The sequence below is a fragment of the Halostagnicola kamekurae genome, assembly GCF_900116205.1.
GTDB lineage: Archaea > Halobacteriota > Halobacteria > Halobacteriales > Natrialbaceae > Halostagnicola > Halostagnicola kamekurae.
The window spans coordinates 72,970-96,082 of sequence record NZ_FOZS01000002.1 but is presented as its reverse complement, the minus strand read 5'-3'; the positions used below and the strand labels follow the sequence as shown (position 1 = coordinate 96,082).

Annotated in this window: 23 protein-coding genes; 10 read left to right on the top strand and 13 right to left on the bottom strand. The window is 63.8% G+C overall.

Annotated elements, in window-relative coordinates; translation table 11 throughout:
- Positions 1-93: 93 nt before the first annotated feature.
- A complete protein-coding gene (locus tag BM348_RS08270) occupies positions 94-2,487 on the top strand; it encodes a CARDB domain-containing protein (RefSeq protein WP_092903898.1) in 2,394 nt (797 codons plus the stop codon).
- Positions 2,488-2,501: 14 nt separating this feature from the next.
- On the opposite strand, the gene BM348_RS08265 is transcribed toward BM348_RS08270, so the two are convergent.
- The 6 genes from BM348_RS08265 to BM348_RS08240 form a co-directional block, all read right to left on the bottom strand.
- Entirely contained in the window at positions 2,502-3,503 is a 1,002-nt protein-coding gene (locus tag BM348_RS08265; RefSeq protein ID WP_092903896.1) for an ABC transporter substrate-binding protein, read from the bottom strand.
- Positions 3,504-3,583: 80 nt separating this feature from the next.
- On the bottom strand, positions 3,584-4,042 hold the full coding sequence (locus tag BM348_RS08260; RefSeq protein WP_092903894.1) for a hypothetical protein: 459 nt from the start codon (positions 4,040-4,042) through the stop codon (positions 3,584-3,586).
- Between the two features lie 166 nt (positions 4,043-4,208).
- Complete coding sequence (locus BM348_RS08255) at positions 4,209-5,741, bottom strand: carboxypeptidase M32 (protein WP_092903892.1); 1,533 nt, start codon at positions 5,739-5,741, stop codon at positions 4,209-4,211.
- A 74-nt stretch (positions 5,742-5,815) separates the two neighbouring features.
- On the bottom strand, positions 5,816-6,076 hold the full coding sequence (locus BM348_RS08250) for a hypothetical protein (protein WP_092903890.1): 261 nt from the start codon (positions 6,074-6,076) through the stop codon (positions 5,816-5,818).
- A gap of 67 nt (positions 6,077-6,143) precedes the next feature.
- On the bottom strand, positions 6,144-6,575 hold the full coding sequence (locus BM348_RS08245) for a universal stress protein (RefSeq protein WP_092903888.1): 432 nt from the start codon (positions 6,573-6,575) through the stop codon (positions 6,144-6,146).
- Between the two features lie 111 nt (positions 6,576-6,686).
- A complete protein-coding gene (locus tag BM348_RS08240; protein WP_092905476.1) occupies positions 6,687-7,886 on the bottom strand; it encodes a M20 family metallopeptidase in 1,200 nt (399 codons plus the stop codon).
- Between the two features lie 186 nt (positions 7,887-8,072).
- On the opposite strand from BM348_RS08240, the gene BM348_RS08235 reads away from it, so the two are divergent.
- The 4 genes from BM348_RS08235 (at position 8,073) to BM348_RS08220 (ending at position 12,126) form a co-directional block, all read left to right on the top strand.
- Complete coding sequence (locus BM348_RS08235; protein WP_092903886.1) at positions 8,073-9,974, top strand: PINc/VapC family ATPase; 1,902 nt, start codon at positions 8,073-8,075, stop codon at positions 9,972-9,974.
- A gap of 190 nt (positions 9,975-10,164) precedes the next feature.
- Positions 10,165-10,416 (top strand): hypothetical protein, encoded by a 252-nt coding sequence (locus BM348_RS20605; RefSeq protein ID WP_139231164.1) that lies wholly within the window; start codon positions 10,165-10,167, stop codon positions 10,414-10,416.
- 308 nt (positions 10,417-10,724) lie between these two features.
- The gene (locus BM348_RS08225; protein ID WP_092903882.1) at positions 10,725-10,997 is read left to right on the top strand and encodes a HalOD1 output domain-containing protein; all 273 of its coding nucleotides are present in this window, start codon (positions 10,725-10,727) and stop codon (positions 10,995-10,997) included.
- A 256-nt stretch (positions 10,998-11,253) separates the two neighbouring features.
- Positions 11,254-12,126, top strand: coding sequence for an NAD+ synthase (locus tag BM348_RS08220; protein ID WP_092903880.1), 873 nt, complete (start codon positions 11,254-11,256; stop codon positions 12,124-12,126).
- Between the two features lie 21 nt (positions 12,127-12,147).
- Here the strand turns inward: BM348_RS08220 and BM348_RS08215 are convergent, their stop codons facing one another.
- From BM348_RS08215 to BM348_RS08205, 3 genes are all read right to left on the bottom strand, one after another.
- The gene (locus BM348_RS08215; RefSeq protein WP_092903878.1) at positions 12,148-12,564 is read right to left on the bottom strand and encodes a hypothetical protein; all 417 of its coding nucleotides are present in this window, start codon (positions 12,562-12,564) and stop codon (positions 12,148-12,150) included.
- Positions 12,565-12,625: 61 nt separating this feature from the next.
- The gene (locus tag BM348_RS08210) at positions 12,626-12,922 is read right to left on the bottom strand and encodes a winged helix-turn-helix transcriptional regulator (protein WP_092903876.1); all 297 of its coding nucleotides are present in this window, start codon (positions 12,920-12,922) and stop codon (positions 12,626-12,628) included.
- 333 nt (positions 12,923-13,255) lie between these two features.
- The gene (locus tag BM348_RS08205) at positions 13,256-14,866 is read right to left on the bottom strand and encodes a long-chain-fatty-acid--CoA ligase (RefSeq protein ID WP_092903874.1); all 1,611 of its coding nucleotides are present in this window, start codon (positions 14,864-14,866) and stop codon (positions 13,256-13,258) included.
- 142 nt (positions 14,867-15,008) lie between these two features.
- On the opposite strand from BM348_RS08205, the gene BM348_RS08200 reads away from it, so the two are divergent.
- Positions 15,009-15,326, top strand: a complete 318-nt coding sequence (locus BM348_RS08200; protein WP_092903872.1) for an EMC6-like membrane protein — start codon at positions 15,009-15,011, stop codon at positions 15,324-15,326.
- A 2-nt stretch (positions 15,327-15,328) separates the two neighbouring features.
- Positions 15,329-17,143, top strand: coding sequence for a ribosome biogenesis/translation initiation ATPase RLI (locus tag BM348_RS08195; RefSeq protein ID WP_092903870.1), 1,815 nt, complete (start codon positions 15,329-15,331; stop codon positions 17,141-17,143).
- Between the two features lie 28 nt (positions 17,144-17,171).
- Here BM348_RS08195 and BM348_RS08190 read toward each other — a convergent pair whose 3' ends face one another.
- The 3 genes from BM348_RS08190 to BM348_RS08180 all read right to left on the bottom strand — a co-directional run bounded on the left by BM348_RS08190 (position 17,172) and on the right by BM348_RS08180 (position 19,466).
- A complete protein-coding gene (locus tag BM348_RS08190; RefSeq protein ID WP_092903868.1) occupies positions 17,172-17,981 on the bottom strand; it encodes a hypothetical protein in 810 nt (269 codons plus the stop codon).
- A gap of 162 nt (positions 17,982-18,143) precedes the next feature.
- Positions 18,144-18,875: a class I SAM-dependent methyltransferase gene (locus BM348_RS08185; RefSeq protein ID WP_092903866.1), complete on the bottom strand. Its 732-nt coding sequence runs from the start codon at positions 18,873-18,875 to the stop codon at positions 18,144-18,146.
- A 69-nt stretch (positions 18,876-18,944) separates the two neighbouring features.
- A complete protein-coding gene (locus BM348_RS08180) occupies positions 18,945-19,466 on the bottom strand; it encodes an archaemetzincin family Zn-dependent metalloprotease (protein ID WP_050050279.1) in 522 nt (173 codons plus the stop codon).
- A 39-nt stretch (positions 19,467-19,505) separates the two neighbouring features.
- Between BM348_RS08180 and BM348_RS08175 the strand changes: the two genes are divergently transcribed.
- Together BM348_RS08175 and BM348_RS08170 are read left to right on the top strand one after the other, a co-directional pair.
- Positions 19,506-19,898: a UPF0146 family protein gene (locus tag BM348_RS08175; RefSeq protein WP_092903864.1), complete on the top strand. Its 393-nt coding sequence runs from the start codon at positions 19,506-19,508 to the stop codon at positions 19,896-19,898.
- Between the two features lie 60 nt (positions 19,899-19,958).
- Complete coding sequence (locus tag BM348_RS08170; protein WP_092903862.1) at positions 19,959-20,537, top strand: metalloprotease family protein; 579 nt, start codon at positions 19,959-19,961, stop codon at positions 20,535-20,537.
- A 35-nt stretch (positions 20,538-20,572) separates the two neighbouring features.
- Here BM348_RS08170 and BM348_RS08165 read toward each other — a convergent pair whose 3' ends face one another.
- Complete coding sequence (locus BM348_RS08165) at positions 20,573-22,009, bottom strand: MATE family efflux transporter (protein WP_092903860.1); 1,437 nt, start codon at positions 22,007-22,009, stop codon at positions 20,573-20,575.
- Positions 22,010-22,243: 234 nt separating this feature from the next.
- Between BM348_RS08165 and BM348_RS08160 the strand changes: the two genes are divergently transcribed.
- Complete coding sequence (locus BM348_RS08160) at positions 22,244-23,113, top strand: TIGR01548 family HAD-type hydrolase (protein ID WP_092905474.1); 870 nt, start codon at positions 22,244-22,246, stop codon at positions 23,111-23,113.

Sequence of the window (23,113 nt, the reverse complement as noted above, 5' to 3'; positions counted from 1 at the left end):
GACAGGTATGCCGCTATAGGAGATTGTCTTCGATCGAAAAGACACGACCTGCGAGCGGTCCGATCCTCGCTAGCGATCGGTGTCTTGCTAAGCGTGGTCCTCTGTGGACTGTTACTCACGGCGGGAATCGGCACCGCGGCGGGCGCGGAGACGGACAATACGACCGACGACTTTGAGTCCGGCGAACTGCTCGAAATCGAGAACCAGACCAACGTGCCACTAGCCACGGGATCGTTCGACGACACGGGGTACTACGGTCATGACGCGGTAGTGACCTTCGATGGCGATATCGTTCGCGGCGAAAACGCAGCGGGGGACGAAACGCCTAAAGACCCGACCATCACCGTCAATGGCGAGGATTTAATGGTCGCAGATGACGGCACCGTCGAAACGATAACCGACGGACGACATGTGACGACGAGCGATGGCAATAAAACGGTCACCATCGACGACAACCTCGTGGTCACCGATGACGGAATCGTGGAGTTAGCGGATGGTACTTCCCTCGAGGTCGATGGGGCCTCGATAGAGTACAGTGCGTACGACCAGGGGATTCCATCCACGAACGTTTCTGCGGATGGAGACTACTCCGAGGGTGAGCAACTGTCAGTCACTGTCGACATCACGAACGTTGGATACGGAAATATTCGAGACGAAGTCGAACTCTACGGAGTTGATACCGACGGAAACGTCGAGGATCGGTTGATTGGCGAACCTGAATTCATCAACGAATCCGGTGGCAATACCACATCGCTGACGTTCGAGCGCGAACTCGTGGCGGGGGATCACCAGATCGACGAACTTCGCCTCGACATCCTCTCCGAGCAGTTCACGACGCCGATCAACATCACGAAATCCGAAATTGCGATCACGAACGTCGAAACCAACGATCCGGTCGCTGGCGAACCCCTCACCGTCGCCGCCGACCTTGAGCGACGCGGCGCACTGGATCTCGGCGATCGGACCGTGACGCTCTCGGTCGACGGAACCGAGGTGGAGTCGCGCTCGATCACCCTTGCCCAGGGCGCTAGTACCACCGAAGAGTTCAGCTACGACACGGGAGACATCAACGCCTCGGAAGTCGACATAGCGGTCGCGGTCCCGGAAGACTCGAACACCGAGCGAAAGGCCGTGACGGTCGTGTCGAAGGATGCCCACAATGAACGGATGTCCGCAACGGTCATCAACGAGCCGACTGCGAGCCTCTCAGAAGAACTCGAGGTCGTCGCAAATATCGACTATGACGGGACGGTTCCGGGCGGCGAGACCGTCGTCCCCACGACCTTCCGCATCGGCGACTCGGTCGAAGGCGAGCGCAACGTCACCGTCGAGGACGGCGCTCCGACCGAAGCGACGTTCTCGACGTATCTCGACAGCGGGTCCGTCCCGCTGACGAGCGTGACGGTCGAAACGCCAGGCCAGAGCGACACGCTCGAGTTCGAGCGTAACCTGTCGACGAAATTTACCGATGTCGACGAGTCGTTCGGGTCTGAAGAGTCGCTAGATGCCGTCGTCACAGTCGAGAACGACGGCGAGACGCCGGAGGTCGTCGAACTCACGGTGGCGGTCGACGATCCAGACGGCGTCGCCGACGACGGCAGCGAGACGGTGATGGTGACGGTGAATCCGGGCGAATCTGTCGAAAAGGGCTTTTCCTTCGAACCAACCGAAGACGCGCCGTCGGAGATCGAACTCACGGCGGAGACAGATGTCTCAAGCGATACGGCCGTAGCGATTCGACCGGCGTTCACCGTCGAAGACGTCAAGCTCGAAGGAGCCGACAACGCGAATTCGGGGCTGACCATGAGCGGGAACGTGACGAACACGGGCGAGCGGGCGGACACCCAGTCCGTACAATTCAACTTGGGCGACGAACTCGTCGCCGAGGAGAGCGTCACACTCGCGGCCGGCGAATCGAAGACGGTCGAAACGTCGATCGAACCGCCGGCGGAAAACGGCGAGTATAGCTACAATATGACGGCACTCAACGTGAGTGGAGCCGAGTCCGCCCAGAAGAGCGCACAGATCAACGTCTCCGGCAAGTCGATCCTCGACCGGGTCACCTCGCTTGGCCTCCCGCTGGCGCTGCTCGCGGTGCTCGCGCTACTCGCGATCGCCGCCGTCGCACTCAAATACCGCGACGATCCCGAAGCGCTTCAGGCGCAGTTACTCACGGCGAAGTCGCGCGTACAAAACGCCGTACAGGGAGTCGTTGGAGGTGGCGGCAGCGTCATCGTCGAAAACGGCCTGCCGAGAGATTCGACGGTTCGGCTGCAGATCAAAGACGAGAGCGGAGTCGTGTTCCAGGAAGACCTCCAGCTCGCAGATGGCGAACAGCGAGAGTTTCCATCGCTTCCGGGCGACGGACAGTTCGAAGTCGGCGTCGGCGTCGACGATGTCGCATCACACTCGGAGGTCTTTCAGGGTGCCACCAGCGATATCGGCGTCGTCCTCCAACCGGACGGCATTCGGATCGGCGAACTGTAACCCACCAGCTGAGATCAGACTCGCGTTCTCTCGAGACGCTCCAGGGGCACCGCGACCGACACCTCAGGGGATCGCTCGAACCGGTCGGGGGAGATAATCGGTGCGAGGGCCTCGAGTGTCTCGACCAGACGCGGACCGGGTCGGTTGAGATAGTGGTTGCCGTCCATCGCCCAGACGCGGTCGTTCCGAACGGCCGAAAGCTCCGCCCACCCCTCGAGCGACGTCAGATCCGACAGGTTCGCGGCCGTCTGCGCGAGGTCGAACCCACACGGCGCGACGACGATGACCTCGGGGTCGTACGCGCGGATCTCGCCCCATTCGCGGGGCCTCGAGGCCTCGCCGGGGTCTGCGAGTCCGTACTCGCCGCCGGCCCACTCGACGAGGTCCGCCGTCCAGTGGCCCGCGACCATGACCGGATCGGTCCAGTCGAAGACGGCGACGCGCGGTCGGTCGCTCGAGCCTCTCGGTTGAGTGCTCGAGTGGGTTACAGTGGCGCTCGAGTCGGTGGCGGCGTCACTCGAGTCGCGGCGTTCGTCGTTCGCCCGGGAGCGGACCGATTCGATCCGATTCTCGAGGTCGTCGACCACTGTGCGGGCTCGTTCGGCCTTTCCAGTCACTTCGCCAATGCGCTCGACGTCGTCCAACACGTCGCCGACGGTGTGGGGATCAGTCGTCAGAATCTCCGGCTCGGCGTCGATCCGTTCGGCCGCTCGCTCGACGACGACCTCGTCGACCGCACAGACGTCGCAAACTCCCTGCGTGACTATCAGATCGGGGTCGAGTTCCTCGAGCGTCTCGATATCGATGTCGTAGACGCCGTCGCCATCGGCGACCGACTCGAGGACCTGTCGGTCGATCTCGGAGCTGCCGGCGTCGGCGTCGACGCTCGAGGCCGTCACCGCGGGTAGCGAGCTCACCGACGGCGGATAATCGCACTCGTGGGAGACGCCGACCGGCTCGAGACCGAGCGCGGTCACGATCTCAGTCGCGGACGGCAGCGTCGTGACGATTCGCATAGCTGGATGGTCGATCTACAGGCCTAAAAACGGGACCCTCGACGTCGACTCGAATCTCGAGCCGACGACACTGCCAGCACTTACCGCTCAGGGGAGTCCGCTTCGATGTCGAACTCGTCGGTCTCGAGTTCGTCGCCATCGACGTCGACGGTGCCGTCCTCGATCTCGATGACGACGCCCTCCTCCGAGGGTTCGCCGCGCCCGAGAACGCGCATGGCGGCCGACTCGGTTTGCTCGTTGATCGCCCACACGAATCGTAGGACGGTCTCGAAGTCGGTTCCGGCGGCGCGACCGACGCCGTCGTTCGCGAGTTCTCCGAGGCTCTGTGCGCCCTCCGGATGCAGGTACTGGATCGGGTGATCGTTCGGTACCTCCTGGAGGTCGACGTCGAACGACCACAGGTACGGCAGCAACTGGACGGCGTACCCGTGCGGTTTCGGCGCTCGCCGCCCGGCGGCGGTCAGCGCGACCGTCGCGGCCGTGCTTTCTGCGCTCGTATCGTAGTAGACCCCCTCGAGGCCCGGAATTGAGACTTTCACGGGAGAAGCCTAGGGGCACCCGCTCGAGAGTCTGTACCCGGCACAGCCAACCCCGTTTTATCGGGGTGGGTACGCTCGAAGACGGCTGTACGTTCGGCGGTGGCTGTGCGTTCAGCGATTGCTGGACGTTCAGCGGTTGTTCGACGGCGACGGCTCCGCGTGCGGCCTACTCGAGGTCGTAGAGGTCGCCGTACTTCGCGTCGACGTACTCGAGGAAGTACTCCGCCGTGAACGGCTCGCCGGTTGCCGACTCGATCAGGTCGGGCGTGGTGTAGCGCTTTCCGTGCTGGTGGACGTTCTCGCGGAGCCAGCCGTTGAGATCGTCGAACTCGCCCGCTCGAATCTGGTCGTCGAGATCGCCGAGTTCGTCCTCGGCGGCCGCGTAGAGCTGGGCCGCGAGCACCGATCCCAGTGAGTACGTCGGGAAGTAACCAAAGGAGCCGTGCGACCAGTGGATGTCCTGCAGACAGCCCTCGGCGTCGGTCTCGGGGCGCACGCCGAGATACTCCTCGTACTTGTCGTTCCAGACCTGGGGAACCTCGGAAACTTCGAGGTCGCCCGAGATCAGGCCCCGTTCGATTTCAAAGCGGATCACGATGTGGAGGTGGTAGGTCAACTCGTCCGCGTCGACGCGGATCAGGTTGTCGTCGTACACCTGATTCGCGGCCTCATAGGCCTCCCGCGGGGAGACGTCCTCGAGCTCGGGGAACCGCTCTCTGGCGGTCGGCAGGAACCGATCCCAGAACGGCCGGGAGCGGCCGACGTGATTCTCCCAGAGTCGCGACTGGGACTCGTGGACCGTGAGGTCTCGAGCCTCGCCGAGCGGCGTGGCGTACTCCTCGTCGGGGAGGCCGATCGTGTAGTTCGCGTGGCCGAACTCGTGGATGACCGACGTGATCGAACCCAGCAGGTCCTCCTCGTCGAACCGGGTCGTCACCCGCGCGTCGAACTGCGTCCCCGACGAGAACGGGTGCGGTGCCGTATCGAGGCGACCGCGACTCCAGTCGTAGCCCAAGGCGTCGAGGGCATCGCGGGCCAGCGCCTCCTGGTCGTCGTCGTCGAACTGGCCGGCGAACGCGTCGGTCGCGAGGTCCGCGTCGCTCTCGTCGATCGCCTCGAGCAACGGGACGAGAGTATCGCGCAACTGCGCGAGGATTTCCTCTGCGGTCTCGAGGTCCAGATACGGCTCGTAGTTGGCGAACAGGACCTCGTAGGGGTCCGCGTCGGGGTCGATGTGGGCGGCGTACTCGCGTTTGAGGTCGACAAGTTTCTCGAGCGTCGGCGCGAACTGCTCGAAGTCGTCCTCCTCGCGGGCCTGCATCCACGTTGGATGCGCGTTCGAGGTCGTCTCCGAAATCTCCTCGACGAGTTCCTGTGGCACGCTGGTCGCGCGGTCGTACTGCCGGCGGACCTCGCGGACGACCGCCCGCTGGTCGTCGGTGAGATCCGCATCCGCGGCCTCGAGTTCCGCGAGAAGGTCGCCCGTCTCCTCGTCGGTCAGCAGTTCGTGGCTGAGCGACGACAGTGTGGAAAGCTGTTTCGCCCGCGCTGGCGTCCCCGCGTCGGGCATGATAACTTCCTGGTCCCACCGCAGGACGCCCGCGGCGTTGCCGATGTTCGAAATCCGCTCGACGCGCTCCTCGAGGCGGTCGTACGCCGCGGTCGCGTCGGTCGCCGTCTGTGTCTGATCTGCTGTCATTAGAACACAGTATGAGTGACTCACCCATCAACGTCCGGGTTCCGGTGGAAGCGGCGAACCGACCAGACTCGTCGTCACTCGTCGATATCGTGCTGGTAGATCGCGAGATAGATGGAGCCGATCGCACAGAGAATCCCGCCGGCAAAGAGCAGCGAGTACGGCGATTCCTCGGGCGCGAGCCACGAGTCGGTCAGCGTTAGCCCGATGAATCCGACGGAAAGCAAGACGGGCGCCCCGTTTTGCATCGCCATCGCGATGCGCCAGAGCCACCCCCTCGAGGCCGACGAACTCGGCGAGTCGTCGAGTCGCTTCCGGTCGGTTCCACCGGTGTCCATTGAACGAATTGACAGTCTCGAGGAGCCTAAGTCCACCGAAGGACGACACTCGCGAACGACCGACTCATCAGGCGTCGTGGACGACCACGACCGTCATCGGTGCGGTTCGGACGACCGATTCGGAGACGCTGCCAAAGAGGAGTCGCCCGGCTCGTTTGCGGCCGTGACTGCCAATCACGATCTGATCGACGTCGTTTTCGACGGCGTGCTCGACGATCTCGTGTGCCGGTTTCCCCGTTTCGACGACCGTCTCGATGTCGCGATCCGCGTCGGACGCCCGCTCGACCGTCTCCTCGAGGAGGTCGTTCGCACGGTTGTGCGCTTGCTCGTGTCCGGGGAAATCGTCTTCGGACTTGACGAACGCCGCCCAGTACCCCTCGGGGAGTTCGATGACGTGTATCGCGGTGATCGACGCCTCGGGGAACTCCGCGAGCGCGTACTCGAGCGCGGCCGTCGCCTGCGGCGAATCGTCCATCGGAACCAGGATTTGCTCGACCATGAGATCATCCACCACGGACGGGAGCTTAAACCATCCCTACCGGACGAATCGATCGCATCTGACAAGGTAACGGTCCACATCAACCCTGCTCGAGCGAGGGCGTCGTCGAACTCACAGCCACCGCTCTGCGAGTCGCCGATAGGTCTCGAGACACCGCTCGAGGACCGAAATCGAGACGCTCTCGGTTTTCGTGTGGGCCTCGCCGGGCTCGGACGCGCCGTAGATGACACACTCCGTGCCGGCCCGCGAGAGCCAGCCCGCGTCCGTCGCGTGGGGTTTCGTCACGAGTTCGGGAGCGGCCGATTGGGACCGGTCTGCGGCCTCGCGGACCGCGTCCGCGAACGCGCCGTCGTCACACCGCATCGGCGGCAGGTCCTGGTCGACCGTCCATTCCACGCCCTCGAGGTCCGCCACCGTCTCGAGAGACGCCCGCTCGCCCGGCACCGTTCGCTCGTCTACCGTGATCGTACAGTTCTCGGGAACGACGTTCCACGCCGAGCCCCCCTCGATCTCGGTGACGACGAGACTGCCCTCGAGTCGATCGCCCGCGACCTCGAGTGACGGGGCCTCGAGATCGCGAATCGCGTCGACCGCGTCCGCGGCGCGGTAGATCGCGTTCTCGCCGGCCTCGGGTTCGCTCGCGTGGGCGGCGGTGCCGCGGGCGGTGATCGTGCTCGCGCGCCGACCCTTGTGGGCGACGGCGACGTCCGTGACGTCGGGCCCGGAGTAGTTCGTCGAGCCTTCGCCGACGACGGCGTGGTCGGGCGCAAACCCGTTCTCGATCGCGTGGCGAGCGCCGATACCGCCGTCTTCCTCGCCGACGAAACTCGCGAAGACGAGTTCGCCGGGCCGAGGTTCAGAGTCGACGTTCGAACCGGAGTTCGCACCCGGGGTCGAGTCAGCACCGGAGGGCGACTCGAGGCCAGTGTCTGGAGCCGACTCGAGGTCGGCGTCTCGGAACGCGACGGCCGCCGCCGCGAGCGATCCTTTCATGTCCGCGGTCCCGCGGCCGTAGAGCCTGCCGTCGCGTTCCTCGACGACGTACTCGCCGTTTTCGATCTGGGAGTCGTCCGGTGGGACGACGTCGTGGTGGCCGACGAGCGCGAGCGTTCGCGGGTCAGCCGCTTCGGCCTCCGCAGTGCCGACTGCCTCGCTCGAGCGTCGCCGGGCGATGACGTTTCCGAGTTCGTCCCGCGTGACCGTCGCGTCGGTTTCGGTCCGGAGCCACTCCTCGAGCGCGTCGCCCGCCGCGGTCTCGTCCTCGTGGCTCGGAATCGAGACCAGCGTCCGGGTGAGATCGACGACAGACATAGCGAGCGGTACGGTCTCGAGGGTGTTCGTTCCACCGGAACACATCGAAGTGAGACCGCATCGACTCAGCGTACCCCCGTTAGTCGGCGACTCGACTTCGACGGTTCGCGAATAGCGCTCGAGCCCGCCAACCACCGTCCCGCTCGTTGAACACCCTTATTGGCGTCGGGTACCGTAGATTGACACATGAACGTCGTGCCGGACACGAGCGTGGTCATCGACGGCCGCGTCTCGAAGACGATCGAAGACGGGCAGTTCGAGGGAGCGACGGTTTCGATACCGGAACCCGTCGTCGCGGAACTCGAGGCGCAGGCCAACGACGGCTACGATAGCGGCTGGGACGGCCTCTCGGAACTCAAGCGGCTGGCCGATCTCGCCGACGACGGCGTCGTCGACGTGGAGTACGTCGGTGAACGGCCCAACGCCATCGAACGCGGCCACGCCTCCGAGGGCGAGATCGACGCCCTGATCCGAGATCTGGCCGAGGAACTCGAGGCCACCTTCATCACGAGCGACATCGTCCAGGCTGAGGTCGCGCGAGCGAAAGGCCTCGAGGTCGAGTACGTCTCGCCCGAGACTCGGGAAGTGGGCACCCTCACCGTCGAGGACTACTTCGACGAGGAGACGATGAGCGTCCACCTCAAGACGGACACGGTACCGATGGCCAAACGCGGCGCGCTCGGCGAGATGCGCTACGAGGAGATCGCCGACGAGCCGCTCGATGAGGCGACGATGGACGAGTACGCCCGCGAGGTCGTCGACGGGGCCAAGGAGTCGAGCGACGGCTTTATCGAACTGAAAGAGCCGGGCATGCAGATCGTCCAGTTCCGGGACTTCCGGATCGCCATCGCTCGACCGCCCTTCTCGGACGGCATCGAGATCACCGCCGTTCGACCGATCGCCCAGACCGACATCGAGGACTACGAGCACGCCGACGAGTTGAAAGATCGACTGCTCGAGCACCAGCGCGGGGTCCTGATCTCCGGCGCGCCGGGGGCGGGCAAGTCGACGTTCGCGCAGGCGGTGGCGCGGTACATCTCCGAGAACGATTACTCGGTGAAGACGATGGAAAAGCCCCGGGACCTGCAGGTCGGTCCCGAGATCACCCAGTACACCGAACTCGGCGGCGAGATGGAAAAGACCGCGGACGCCCTGTTGATGGTCCGACCCGACTACACCATCTACGACGAGGTGCGAAAGACCAACGACTTCGAGGTCTTCGCGGACATGCGACTCGCGGGCGTCGGCATGCTCGGCGTCGTCCACGCCACGCGGCCGATCGACGCCCTCCAGCGGCTCATCGGTCGGGTCGAACTCGGGATGATCCCGCAGGTCGTCGACACCGTCGTCTACATCGAGGCCGGGGAAGTCGCAAAGGTCTACGACGTCCGGACGGAGGTCAAGGTCCCCGCGGGGCTCACCGAGGAGGACCTCGCCCGGCCGGTGATTCAGGTCACGGAGTTCGAAACCGGCGTTCCTGAGTACGAGATCTACACGTTCAACCGACAGGTCGTCACCGTCCCGCTCGACGACGACGAGGGCGGGCCCGGTTCGGAATCCGGCGTCGACCGCATCGCCAAACAGGAGATCGAACGGGAGATTCGCTCGATCGCCCACGGCTACGTCGACGTCCAGCTCAAGGGCCAGGACCGGGCGGTCGTCTACGTCACCGACGACGACATCTCGAGCGTCATCGGGAAGGGCGGCGGTCGGATCAACGACGTCGAGAACCGGCTCGGCATCGACATCGACGTTCGGACCCACGACGAGAACCCCCACGCCGGGGCGGGCGGAGGCGGCGGAACCCGACATGCTGGCGGAAGCGGCCCCGCAGACGCAAGCGGCGGGGCAGATGGCGGCCAGTCCGCCGGGCAGATCGTCCAGCCCGAGATTACCTCGAGGCACATCGTCGTCCCCGTCGACGGCCACCAGAGCGAGACCGTCGAAGTGCAGGCAAACGGCGAGTACCTGTTCACGGCGACGGTGAGCCGCGGCGGCGAAATACAGGTGTCTCGAGGGAGTGCCATTGCGGATGAACTTGAGCAGGCGATCGACCAGAAAGATCCGATCACCGTCGTTCCGTCGTAAGAACTCCGACTGCGAGTGAGCGAAGCGAACGAGCGGCCGTTTTACAGAAGGGGCGAGGGCAGGCCTGAAAACGGTGGTAACAGCGTTTTTGGAATCGAGAGCAGACAAGCCGAATGGACGAGTCAGCGAAAAACGCACGTCCAGTAGTTGGTAATACGGTTTCTTTATCCAGAGCTCGTCGTGAAATCCAGTGGTACAGGAGAGGGACGTACTATCGGGCTGTTTAAGAGAATCTATTGACGACCCGCTCGGCGACGTGGCCAGCGACCCACATACCGACTACAAACGCTGCGGCAAGGACTGTGATTCCTGCAGCAGAGGTAACAAGCCAATTGAGTTGGAGGAGACGGAGTATCCCTGCAAAAAACTCGTAAACAAAAAACGTGACGGGGAGACCAATTATGAGTACAGAACCAAAATAGACCACACTGGACGTTGCTAGCGGGCGGCGGTGTTGGAGGTGATTGAGTGCCATCTCGTTATCAATTCTACCTGTATCACTATATGTTTTCCTCGAGAAGTCTATCAGTAACGCTCAGTTCGTATCCGTAGTTACTGAATTACCCGATTCAGTTTCAGGAATAGTACTGGATAAAGAAAACGTGCTATTATCTACTGTTACGCGTGAAATAACGCTTTCATCGACAGTACAAGACCGTTAATTGATTCCATATAAATAGATAGAAGTTTTAATATTCAATTTATATAGACCAAGACCTATAGTGGGTGTTCACATTAGCAAGTGCCACGATGGCAGATCAAACTGATGCCGAAGTCATTCGTCGAGAGCTGGACACGGACGGCGAGACGCCGACCGTACAGATCGTAGAAATCGTCGCCAGTCTCGAGGGAATCGATCAAAGCGAACTGCCACCGATGTACAACTGTATCGACGGCGTTCTCAAAAACCTCTTTTCCGATCCGCCCGCGCCCGAAGCACAGATGATAATCGAATTCAGTTACAGAACGTATCGAATCACCGTCAATCAGGACGGCACAGCGAAGTTCGTGAAGACGGAATAGAGACGAACAAGAGCGCTCGAAACGATACGTGGGAAGCGGTTTTCAGATTTTGAGCGTCCGGGTAGCTCGAGGCGAAAAACTGCTTCGAACCATGGAGGGTTCTCGAGAAGCATCTACTGCTCACTCCAGCGAATCGAGTGAGAGCCCGACGCCCTTTCTCGCTACTAGTTGTTTAAGGCGCACTCCTTTATACGAGTAGCATCTCGATTCAGTCATCAAATGACGGGGTACGTGCTGCGCTGCAGCGGTGAACTGCATGCCAACTGAGGACGCCGACCTCGAGTCGGACGGACGGCCGTTCCTGACCGACCGGGAGAGTCTGGCGGCGGTGTACGAACGGATCACATCGTCCGTCGAATCGCTGGTCACCGAGGCGGGTGCCGACGGGGTCGTCGTCGCGATGAGCGGCGGCGTCGACTCGACGCTGACCGCGACGCTGGCCGCCGACGCGGTCGGGGGCGAGAACGTCCTCGCGCTCGGGATGCCCTACCACAAGACCGAACAGGCGGGGATGGTCGACGCTCGAGCGGTCGCCGAGAACCGCGAGATCGACTTTCGCGAGATCCACCTCCGGTCGCTGATCGACGCGTTCGACGAGTCGATCTCGCCGGCGCTCGAGCCGGACCGAGAGTCGCTGTCCCGTCCGAACCAGCGAAACCACGCGCTCGGGAACGTGGCTGCCCGCATGCGGATGGTTACCCTGTACTACGCGGCCAACCGCCAGTCGCGGATCGTCCTAGGAACGGCGAACCGCTCCGAGTCGCTGCTGGGGTACTTCACGAAGTACGGCGACGGCGCCGCCGACTGGTATCCGATCGGCGACCTCTACAAGACCGAGGTGCGCGCGCTCGCGGACTACCTCGACGTTCCCGATAGGATCATCGACAAGGAACCGACGGCTGGCTTTTACGTCGGCCAGACCGACGCGGACGAACTCGGGGCCCCCTACGCCGTCATCGATCCCCTCCTCGAGCGTGTCGTCGACCGAGGTCAATCGCTCGAGCACGCCGCCGACGAGATGGGTATCGACCGGGATACCGCACGGGAAGTGTTGGGGATGTACGACTCGTCCAAACACAAGCGGACCATCCTACAGACCCCAGGTATCGGCGACGGAAAGCGGCTCTAACGCGAACCCTCGTGAGTCCGATTATCGCGAGTCGTCGTCGGACCGGTACAGGCCGGTATTTCGCCAGTAGAACGCCCCCCAGGCGGTCACGAATCCGGCGATCATCGCGAGTAGTTCACGAACGAGTCGGCCCAGTCCGGCTTCGAGTGTCACCGCGACGGCAAACCCGGCGGCGATAGCCGAGCCGACCACTACGAAAAAGACGTCGCCGAAGTAACTCGCCGAAGAGCCCTCCCAGTAGGCGGCGCGGTCGTCTTCGTACCAGACGCTGACGTAGATGACGACGAGTGACATTCCGCTGATGAGCGTCACGACGTAGTACTCCGGCGGCAGGCCGATTCGGCCGAGTACGAAGGCGTTGAGCAGTTGCGCGAAAACCGCCATCGCGAACAACCCGAGTAACAGCCAGCCCCACTGTGGAAGTCGCTCTTTGTCCATAGACGAGAACGTCACCGCGCGAAAATAATCCTGCCGCTCTCCCGATTACGCTCGAGGCCGATTACTCGGCACAGCAGGCGTCTTTCTCCGCGGGGGCCTCCTCGACGCCGTTACCGTCGGCCGCGACCGGTTCCTCGATCCGATACAGGCTCTGGCGCGCGTCCGCGAAGTAGATGTCCTCGTCGACGATGCCGATGTCCTCGAGTCGCTCGAGGGCGTAGCGAACGGTTCGAGCAGAGAGCATCGACTCCTGAACGATCTGTTTCTGGGTCAACGGACCATCGTACTCGAGCACTTTGAAAACGAGTTTGGCGCTCGGCGGCAGGTCTTCGATTTCCTCTCCGTCGGTCTCTTCCATACTACGAATCGAAAACTCCCAGACGCATAAAAGTTGAGCCTTACTCGAGTGGTTCGGACGTAAGTATTCGAAATAAATGATCGAAAAATACCGTTATGGGTCGTTACGAGCGGGATATCGAGCTAATTGACCAGTCAGTCAGGACCCGTTGTAAGTCGGACGCAACTGTCGAATCAGTTCACGTCGGGCAGAATTCACACGAGATCGGGGGAACCGTTCGGAGATCGAAAGCGGCCCAAAACCGTCTGCGGACACGACGCAAACGACTGAGCCTGTTGAATATACGGGCGAAACGTCGTCCCTGGCCCCTCGTGGCCCGCGAAGGGCCTCGGACTACCCTTCACCGATCAGTCGGTCCTCGTCGGCCCACTCCTGCTCTCTGAGTTCGTACTTCTGGGTCTTTCCGGTCGCGGTTTTCGGGAGCGTTTCGACGTACTCGATTCGGCGAACGGCCTTGTAACTCGCGAGTTCCGCTCGCGTGTAGGCGGTCAGTTCGTCGGCCGAAACCGGCGGGTTGGCGACATCCCCCGACGATGGGACGACGAACGCCTTCGGCGTCTCACCCCACTCGTCGCTCGGCGCCGGGATCACAGCCACGTCCGCGACCGCGTCGTGGTCGAACAGCGCGTCCTCGAGTTCGATGCTCGAGATGTTCTCGCCGCCGGAGACGATGATGTCTTTCTTCCGATCCCGGATCGCGATCATGCCGTTCTCGTCGACGGTCGCCAGATCGCCCATGTGGTAGTAGCCCTCGAGACGGTCCGAGAAGGCCTCCTCGGTCGCCTCGGGCTTGTTCCAGTAGCGGTCCATCACCTGATTACCACGAACGACGACTTCCCCGAGCGTCTCGTCGTCGCGCGGAACGTCCTCCCCGTCCTCGTCGACGACGCGAACGTCGCTCCCGAGGATGCCAAAGCCCTGGCGTTTCTTTATCTCGAGGCGGTTCTCCTCGTCGATGAGGCGTTTGGCGTCCGAGATCGTGATCAGCGGGCCGGTCTCGGTCGCCCCGTAGAGGTGTTTGAGATACCAGTCGAACTCGTCTTCGACGGCGCGGATCGTGGCCTCCGGCGGCGCGCTGCCGGCGGTCGTCACCCGGACGTCGTTCGCCCCGGCCATCGCGGGCTGGCCCTCGGACTCGTAGTACTCGAGCAACTGGTTGAGGACGGCGGGGGCGGCACACAGGAACGAGACGTCTTCGCTCGTTATCGTCTCGACGACGGAGTCTGGCGAGACCCCGCGCGTGCAGACGTGCGTCGCGCCGATCCCGGTCACGGCGTAGATGTGTCCCCAGCCGTTGACGTGGAACATCGGCAGGGTCCAGAGGTAGACGTCGTCGTCGGTGAGCTCGTGATAGATCGAGACGAGGTACGCGTGCAGCGTTTCGGTCCGATGGGTTCGACAGACGCCCTTCGGATCGCCCGTCGTCCCCGACGTGTAGTTGATCGTGATAACGTCGTCCTCGGCCATCTCCGGTCGGTCGTACTCGGGACTCGCCGCTTCGAGGGCGTCGTCGAACGACTCCCAGCGGCCGTCAACCGCGTCCGCGTCGTTCGTGATAAACGTCTCGGTCGGCACGTCCTCGCGAATCGTCTCTATTTTCTCCGCGTACTCGTAGTCGGCGACGACGACGTCGACGCCGGCGTCCGAGAGGATGTACTCGTAATCCGACGGCGTCAGCCGGTAGTTAAGCGGCGTGTGGACCGCGCCGATCTGCATGGCTCCGTAGGCCGCCTCGAGGTGGTAGTGGGTGTTCGGATCGAGCACCGCGACCCGGTCGCCCTTCTCGACGCCACGATCCCGTAACGCCGCGGAGAACCGATCGGCTCGCTCGCCGAACTCCCCGTAGGTGAATCGATCGCCGTCCGCGCCGACGATCGCCTCCTCCTCCGCGTAGTACGTCCGCGCCTGATCCAGAAAATCCGTGACGAGCAGTGGTGTCTCCATACAGCACGTTCTCTCTAAACGATAATGATTAATATTGCGATTTAGGGTGCGTCCTCGGGACGTCTCGAGGACGACTCGGATCACTAAATCGCGTCCCAGCCAATGCGAACGGCTTTTCACCGACGGCGACTGAGTTCGGCGTATGTCGACGGAATCGATTAGCGACCGATACGAGCACATACGCTCGGTCAGCGTGACGGCGCTGTCAGCGCTGCTCGGGGTCGCAACCGCGTTCGTCTGCCTCTCGCTGTACGGGACCGGCGAGGCGGGCGCGCAAAACCAGGAGGCGCTATTGGTCGTCCTCGGAGCGATCGTGATTCAGTTCCCACTCATCAAGCTCTCCGGAATCTACAACGAGGACGAGTTCGGAGCCAAACACTACCTGTTCATCGCGTTCATGACCTTCTCCCTGTGGTTCGTGACGTGGGGAATCCTGCTCACCACGGGGGTCACGATCTGACGATGGCAGACGATAGCATCGCCGTCGTAGACCTAGACCGATGCCAGCCGGATCGGTGTAACTACGAGTGCAAGAACTACTGTCCGCCGAACCGAACGGGCAAGGAGTGTATCACCCTCCGCGGCGAGGAACCCGACCAGGGCCAGCCGGAACAGGTCCGCATCTCCGAGGAGATCTGTCTCGGCGAAACCTGCGGTATCTGCGTCGAGAAGTGCCCCTTCGACGCCATCGAGATCATCAACCTCCCGCAGGAACTCGAGGACGATCCGGTCCACCGCTACGGCGAGAACGCCTTTTCCCTGTACGGGCTTCCCGCCCCACAGGAAGGGCAGGTGACCGGTATCCTCGGCCCGAACGGGATCGGGAAGACGACTGCCGTTCGCATCCTCGCGGGCGAACTCGAGCCGAATCTCGGCCGATACGACGAATCGCCCGGCTGGGAAGAAGTGCTCGACGCCTACCGCGGCACCGAACTGCAGGACTACATCGCAGACGTGCGCGACGGCGACGTGACTGTCTCGAGAAAGCCCCAGTACGTCGATCAGATCCCCAACCAGTTCGACGGCAACACGCGGGAACTGCTCGAGCGAACCGACGAACGCGGCGCGCTCGACTCGCTGGTCGAACGACTCTCGATCGGGCCGGTCATGGACCAGTCCATCGACGACCTCTCGGGCGGGGAACTCCAGCGCGTGGCCATCGCGGCCACGCTGGCTCGGGACACCGACTTCTACTTCCTCGACGAGGTGACGCCGTACCTCGACATCGGGCAGCGAGTGACCGCCGCGCGGCTCATCCGCGAACTCGCCGAAGAGGAGGGCAAATCCGTCCTGGTCGTCGAACACGACCTCGCGATTCTCGACCTGCTCTGTGACACCCTCCACGTCGCCTACGGTGAGCCCGGTGCCTACGGTGTCATCACGACGCCCAAATCGGTCCGCAACGGGATCAACGAGTACCTCTCGGGTTACCTCGAGAACGAGAACATGCGGATTCGCCCGAGCCAGATCGAGTTCGAAGAACACGCCCCGCGGACGGCGACCCACCGCGACACCCTCGTCGAGTATCCGGATATGACGAAGTCCTACGGCGACGGCGAATTCGAACTCGCGGTCGAGGGCGGCGAGATCATGGAAGGGGAAGTGCTCGGTATCGTCGGCCCGAACGGCATCGGGAAGTCGACGTTCGCCCAGTTGCTCACCGGCGACCTCGAGCCCACAACGGGCGAAACGGACCTAGACCTCGACATCTCGTATAAACCCCAGTACGTCACCATCGACCAGCACATGCGCGTCGACGTGTTCCTCTCGTCGATCACCGACCAGTTCGGTTCCTCACACTGGAACACCGAAATCGCCCAGCCGCTGCAACTCGAGCGGATCATGGAACAGAACCTCTCGGACCTCTCGGGCGGCGAGCGCCAGCGGGTGGCCATCGCGGCCTGTCTCTCCGATACCGCCGACCTGTACTTGCTCGACGAGCCGTCGGCCCACCTCGACGTCGAACAGCGGGTGCAGGCGACGAGCGCGATCCGACGCCACGCCGAGATGCAAGACGCCACCGTGCTCGTGATCGACCACGACACGTACGTGATCGACCTGCTCGCGGACCGCCTGATGGTCTTCGACGGCGAACCCGCCGTGGAAGGCCGCGCCGGAACGCCACAGCCGATGCGCGAGGGGATGAACGACTTCCTCGAGAACCTCGAGATCACGTTCCGTCGCGACAAGCGGACCTCGCGCCCGCGGATCAACAAACCGGATTCGCAGTTGGATCGCGAGCAGAAACGCGAAGGCGAGTACTACTACTCGGTCTGACCGCGACGCGACTCGATCGAACCACGGCTTATTCTCCGTTGCCATCCAGCGAATACGCGACCAGACCGCCGACAAGTGCGATAATAACGCCAGGCAACGCGTACGCGACCATCGCACTCGAGACGGCCACGCCCCCCGTCGCGCCGAACACCGCCCCGGCGGCAGCGACGAGAACGCCGGCCAGAACCAGCCCGAGAGCGATCGAGACGCTCAGGGCGTCGAATCCGTCTTTCTCGACGGGGTCGGGACGTTCCGGCGGGTCGACGAGCCGCCACGTCGGCCCCGTCCCCGTCCGCTCGAAGCGCCCGCCAAGCGAGGCCTCGAGCAGCGAGTTCACCGTTCGACCCGCCGCCCTGGCAGCGGTCCCCCGGAGGCCGTCCCACTCGTCGGCGTCGTGCTCGCGGTCCGCACGCGCGAGGTACACCGATTCGCCGACGAGGTGGCCGACGGAGGCCGCGTCGTAGCCGACGTCCTCGACGATCCGGGCCAGCAGATACTCCTCGGACCAGGGAATCGGCTTCTCGAGTTCGAACGACGTCGTCCGGCCGTGGGGCAGCGCGACCTCGAGACGCACCGTCGTCTCGTCGACGGTCTCGAGGTCGGTGACGCGGCCCTCGACGTAGCCCTCCGGCGTCGACATGACGTCGACCCGGCCGAGTTCGTCCTCGAGGTCGCGCGGCCGTGACCCATCGCTGTCCTCGAACAAGCTCGAATCGCGACGCCACGGCGCGGTCTCGAATTCACCCTCGGACGGAGTCCCGTCGTCCGACGACTCGTCGACGGAACGATCGCCCTCGGTTTCGACGTCGATTTCGATCTCCCGCTCGTCGTCCGTCATCGACGCTCACCCCCGTTCCCGCCGCTACACGGGGCCGAATCAGCCGTACCGTTCCGCGAGAAGATGGCGGGTATCACGGCGGTGATCTTAGGCGGCCGTACGAGATTGGTGCCTAAATCGTTGTTCCCGACGGTGATCCGTGAACCGGCCGGAGCGAGCGAGCTACTCGAGCGTGGCGCGAACGACGCCGAACAGTCCGTCGCCGTGTCCCGATCGAACGCGACCGGTCGCCGTCGGTTCGGCCGCCAGTTCGTCGCCGCCCGGTTCGTCACCGTCCAGTCCGTCACCATCCGGTCCGTCGCCACTCGATTCGTCGAACACCGTCTGGAGCCGATCGCGAACGACGAATCCCGCGTCCTCGAGGGCAGCGCAGACCTCCTCGCCGGTGACGAACTGTGCGTCCGCGTAGAACGGGCTCTCGTCTTTGGTCGCCTGATAGCCCTGTCCGAGCGGACTCGAGCGGTCGAGAAAGGCGACGACGAGTTCGCCGTCAACAGCGAGCACGCGTCGGGTTTCCGCGAGCGTTCGCTCGAGATCATCGAGGAAACACCAGACGGTAACGAACAGGACCCGCTCGAGCGCGCCGTCGCGCACTGGAAGCCGTTCGGCGACGCCCCGAATCGGTTCGACGCCCCGCTCTCGCGCTTCCGAAAGCGGATTCGCCGCCGGATCGATCCCGACCGGAATCCCGAGCGGGCCGGCAAAGCGGCCGGTGCCGACGCCGACCTCGAGCGTGGTGGGGCCGGTAGCGTCGTCTTCATCGTCTATAGAACCGATCTTCTCGGGGAGCAAACGCTCGAGCGCGGCCAGTTCAGCCCGATAGGCGTCGGAGTTCGATTCGAACCACGCGTCGTACTCGTCGGTGAGCGTCTCGAAGGGGGCAGTGGTAGGCACTGGTTCGAATACGTCGTGGCAGTAAAGAAAGGTTAGGTCCGCTCTCGAGGAGAGCGGTTGGCGTGCGAACTACGTTATCAGCCGTTGACAGCTCCCACAGAGGTTCTCCTCTTTGATGTCGACTTCGCGCACCGTCGGGGAGAAGTTCATCACGCAGCGGTTGTTGTCGCAGTGTTCGAGGCCGTAGGTGTGGCCGATCTCGTGGACGATCTCCTTTCGGACGCGGTCCTGAAAGATGTCGGCGGCGCTCTTGTTCGAGAAGCCGCCGTCCGAGGACGTCTGGAGCCGATAGGTCGAGACGACGCTCCCGCTGCCGTCCAGGTACGCGAGCCCGAAGACGTAGTTTCGGCGCCGGTAGAACAGATCGTGCGGCGTGATCGCGATGTTCTTCTCGCCCCGGCCGGTTCGTTCTGCAAGCTGGATAAACGCCTCCGCAGAGTACTGGTTCCGTCCGTCGTCGTAGGCGCCGCTCGGAATCGACTGCGAGTCGTTGATCGCGACGTCGCAGTCGTAGACGGAACGCAGCGCCGTCGAGGCCGCCCGCTTGACCTCCGCGGAGACCGACCCCACCGGAACGATATCGACGAGCATGGAAACGACTATGGCCGCAGGTGCCATAAACGTCCCGCCATGGCACACTCTCGTCGGAATACGGAGGCAATCCGCGATTACCTCTCGGACGCGGATCGGGTGGTCGAGGTGGGGATCGGCCGCCGAACCGATCTGGCGAGCGTGCTGTCGAAATCCGGGGTTTCCGTCACCGCAACCGACGTTCACGACCGATCCGTCCCCGACGCGGTGCGGTTCGTTCGCGACGACATCGTCGAGCCGGAAATGGGCGTCTACGAGGGGGCCGACGCGCTGGTCGCGCGAAACCTGCCGCCGGAACTCCACCGACCGACGCTCACGGTCGCTCGAGCGGTCGACGCGACGTTCGCGTTTACGACCCTCGGCGGCGACCAGCCGACCGTGCCGGTCGAACGGAAGACGATTCCGGGCGGGACGCTGTTCGTCGCGGACTGAGCAGTCGAAGACGAGAGGCCGATCCAGAACACTTAGGCCGGGGTACGAACGTTCTGGGACATGCTCGTGCTCATCGGGTTTCTCATCAGTCTGCTGACTATCCCCGGCGTGGTCGTCCACGAGTTCGCACACAAGAAGGCCTGTGACGCGATGGGGGTTCCCGTCGTCGACGTCGCGTACTTTCGACTCGGAACGCCCGCCGGCTACGTCACCCACCGCGAACCCGATCGCTATCGGGAGTCGTTCGTCGTCAGCGTTGCACCGTTCGCGTTCAACACCGCGATCGCGTTCTGTCTGTTCGTCGCTCTCGCCGTCGTCGTCCGCTCGAGCGGCGCGCTCGCGGGCGGTATCGGGCCCGGCATGACACTTCCGGGCGAGGAGATCGTCGCAACGACGGTCGCGTTGGGCTGGCTCGGCTTCAGCATCGGCTCGCAGGCGTTTCCGAGCACGGGCGACGCGAGGACGCTGTGGAACCGGACACGATCGGAGTGGCGCCGCTCGCCGTCCGTACTCTTCGGAATTCCGTTCGTGATCGCGATTTACGTCGCGAATCTGCTCTCTTGGTTTTTCCTCGATACGCTCTACGCGATCGGGTTGTTAGCCCTCGCGTCGTGGTTGACGCTCTCGCTCGGCCTGTGAACCGTCTCGGCCTGTTCCGTCTGTAGAATCGGCCGTCAATCCGCGTCTGTCGTCGAACCGGGACGATACCGCCGGCTCACGGCCTTCCAGCGACCGGAGCGAAAGAGCCAGTAGTTGATCCCGCCCGGGACGAACGTCTCGAGTAAGAACGCGAGATAGAGCGCCGAAACGCCGAGCGGCGTCACGAGTCCCAGCGCCGCGGCGGGGAGCGCGCAGGCGTAGCGACCGATCAGCGAGGCGACGAACGGCCAGCGGGTCGCACCCGCCCCCAACAGCGCGCCAGCGGCACCGCCGTCGATCCCGAACCCGATCGCGCTGATCGCGCCGACCGCGACGAAGGTGCCGGCCTGACCGACCTCCGCGGGACTGCTCACGAACACGCTGGCGATCGGATCGGCAAAAATCAGGACGAACGCGGCCGCGACGATGTAGAACAGCGTCGACAGCCGGACGATCGCCTCGCCGTAGGCTTCGGCCTCGTCCTCCTCGTTCGAACCGAGACGCTGGCCGACCAGCGAACTCGAGGCCAGGGACATCCCCCAGTTGATGCTGTTTATCAGGCCGCGGATGCGTCTGCCGACCTCGTAGGCGGTGACGATGACCGGACCGAACGCGGCGGCGATCCAGAGCAGCGGGAAGACGACGACGCCCTGTGCGAGTCGCCGGCCGATCTCCGGCAACGATATCTCCATCAACTGGCGGACGATACCCGCGTCGAACAGCGGCCCAGTCCGGGTGAGCGGAACGGGACTCGGTTCCATCCCCAGCGCCCCGTATCGCCGCCCGAACATCCCCCAGGCGAGCACGACGGTGACGAACCCCGTCGAGAGCGTCGTGCCGATCGCCGCGCCGGCGACGCCCATGTCGAACCCGAAGATGAAGAGCGCGCTGAGGACGACGTTGAGAACCGCGCCGCCGCCGCGGGCCATCATCTCCGTGAACGTGTCGCCGATCCCGGTGTACGTTCGACTCGCGATGAGGTTCAACAGCTCGAAGAGGACCGCCGGCGTGACGAAGGTCAGATAGGTGCTCCCGTGACGGATCGAATCCGGATCGTTACCGAGGAGACCGATCAACGGCTCCGTAAAGAGGGTGAAGACGGCCATCACCGGCAACGCGAACGCGATGGCGACCAACGCGCTCTGTTTGACCACGACCGAGGCGCGGCCGGTCTGCTCGCCGCCGTAATTCTGAGAGACCAGGGTGACGGTTCCGCCGGCGAGGCCCAGCCCGAGCATGGTCACCACCTCCCAGTAGGCAAGCGCGAACGCGAGCCCGGCGGTCCCCGTCGTGCCGACGGCGATGCCGACCATCGCCAGGTCTGCCGTCTGCTTGGACATGATCGCGAAGCCGGTCCCGATCCGAGGCAACGCGAGTTCCATCGTCGGGCGGAACCGCTCGGCGGAAATGATGCCGAGACGCTCGAGTCCCCGCGCGACGGCATCGACGATACGTCCCTGTCCCCCGCTCATAGCGAGGACGTTTTCGCGACACGGACTTCTCTCTGCTGGTTCGACGCGAGGCAGCGGTAGTAAACGGAGCCAGCGTAGTCGAGTGTACCGCCGGCCGAATTCGGCGCGTTTTATCACCTCGAGCCCGTGTCTCGACGTATGACCACAGACGAGAGCCCGGACGAAGACGGCGACGGTGCGATAGCAGCCGGTACCGTCGACGTCAACGCCGACGACGCGGCCGCGAACGCCGCCATCGATGCCGACGCGGTCGTCCTCGACATCGACGGCGTGCTCGTCGACGTCGAAAACTCCTACCGGCGCGCGATCATCGAGTCCGTCGAGCGGGTCTACGACCGAACCATTCGGAAGGCGGACATCCAGCGGTTCAAAGACGCCGGCGGGTTCAACAACGACTGGGAACTCACCTACGCCGCGGCGCTGTACGTGCTCGCGACCGAGGAAGGCTACCGCGGCTCGATCGACGAGTTCACCGACGAGATCGCCGAACGCGGCGGGGGCCTCGAGGCCGCGACGACGGTCGTCCGCGAGGGGATCGGCGCGACGGCGACCCAGCGCGTGACAGACCGCTGGGATCGCGAGCGGCTCCGGGACGTCTTCCAGCAACTCTATCTGGGGAGCGAACTCTACCGCGGACTCGAGGGCGGCGAGCCCGAGAGCGAGACGCGCGGATTCATCCACGACGAGCCGGTATTGCTCGAGGAGGACACTCGAGAGCGGCTGACCGACGGCTACGACGTGGGCGTCGTGACCGGGCGGCCGGAGGCCGAAGCCGAGATCGCCCTCGAGCGGGTCGGCCTCGAGATCGGTCCCGGCGACCGGTTCACGATGGACGACTGGGAGGAAGGCAAACCGCACCCGCGCGCGTTGACGACCCTCGCGGCGCAGTTCGAGGCCGAGACCGTCGTCTTCGTCGGCGACACGCTCGACGACGTGCGGACCGCCGTCAACGCGAGCGAGGCCGACCCGGGTCGTACCTACCACGGGATCGGCGTCCTCACCGGCGGGTTGACCGGCGACGACGGGCGGCGGAAGTACGACTCCGCGGGCGCGTCGCTCGTCCTCGAGTCGGTAAACGAGTTGCCCGACGCACTCGGGGAGTAA

What these genes read in the sequence shown, in the direction of transcription:
- BM348_RS08265 (WP_092903896.1), bottom strand. Translation starts at nt 3,503, where the DNA reads ATGCGAATCGTCACGACGCTGCCGTCCGCGACTGAGATCGTGACCGCG.
- BM348_RS08255 (WP_092903892.1), bottom strand. Translation starts at nt 5,741, where the DNA reads ATGACAGCAGATCAGACACAGACGGCGACCGACGCGACCGCGGCGTAC.
- BM348_RS08250 (WP_092903890.1), bottom strand. Translation starts at nt 6,076, where the DNA reads ATGGACACCGGTGGAACCGACCGGAAGCGACTCGACGACTCGCCGAGT.
- BM348_RS08245 (WP_092903888.1), bottom strand. Translation starts at nt 6,575, where the DNA reads ATGGTCGAGCAAATCCTGGTTCCGATGGACGATTCGCCGCAGGCGACG.
- BM348_RS08240 (WP_092905476.1), bottom strand. Translation starts at nt 7,886, where the DNA reads ATGTCTGTCGTCGATCTCACCCGGACGCTGGTCTCGATTCCGAGCCAC.
- BM348_RS08235 (WP_092903886.1), top strand. Translation starts at nt 8,073, where the DNA reads ATGAACGTCGTGCCGGACACGAGCGTGGTCATCGACGGCCGCGTCTCG.
- BM348_RS08225 (WP_092903882.1), top strand. Translation starts at nt 10,725, where the DNA reads ATGGCAGATCAAACTGATGCCGAAGTCATTCGTCGAGAGCTGGACACG.
- BM348_RS08220 (WP_092903880.1), top strand. Translation starts at nt 11,254, where the DNA reads ATGCCAACTGAGGACGCCGACCTCGAGTCGGACGGACGGCCGTTCCTG.
- BM348_RS08215 (WP_092903878.1), bottom strand. Translation starts at nt 12,564, where the DNA reads ATGGACAAAGAGCGACTTCCACAGTGGGGCTGGCTGTTACTCGGGTTG.
- BM348_RS08210 (WP_092903876.1), bottom strand. Translation starts at nt 12,922, where the DNA reads ATGGAAGAGACCGACGGAGAGGAAATCGAAGACCTGCCGCCGAGCGCC.
- BM348_RS08205 (WP_092903874.1), bottom strand. Translation starts at nt 14,866, where the DNA reads ATGGAGACACCACTGCTCGTCACGGATTTTCTGGATCAGGCGCGGACG.
- BM348_RS08200 (WP_092903872.1), top strand. Translation starts at nt 15,009, where the DNA reads ATGTCGACGGAATCGATTAGCGACCGATACGAGCACATACGCTCGGTC.
- BM348_RS08195 (WP_092903870.1), top strand. Translation starts at nt 15,329, where the DNA reads ATGGCAGACGATAGCATCGCCGTCGTAGACCTAGACCGATGCCAGCCG.
- BM348_RS08190 (WP_092903868.1), bottom strand. Translation starts at nt 17,981, where the DNA reads ATGACGGACGACGAGCGGGAGATCGAAATCGACGTCGAAACCGAGGGC.
- BM348_RS08180 (WP_050050279.1), bottom strand. Translation starts at nt 19,466, where the DNA reads ATGCTCGTCGATATCGTTCCGGTGGGGTCGGTCTCCGCGGAGGTCAAG.
- BM348_RS08175 (WP_092903864.1), top strand. Translation starts at nt 19,506, where the DNA reads ATGGCACACTCTCGTCGGAATACGGAGGCAATCCGCGATTACCTCTCG.
- BM348_RS08170 (WP_092903862.1), top strand. Translation starts at nt 19,959, where the DNA reads ATGCTCGTGCTCATCGGGTTTCTCATCAGTCTGCTGACTATCCCCGGC.
- BM348_RS08165 (WP_092903860.1), bottom strand. Translation starts at nt 22,009, where the DNA reads ATGAGCGGGGGACAGGGACGTATCGTCGATGCCGTCGCGCGGGGACTC.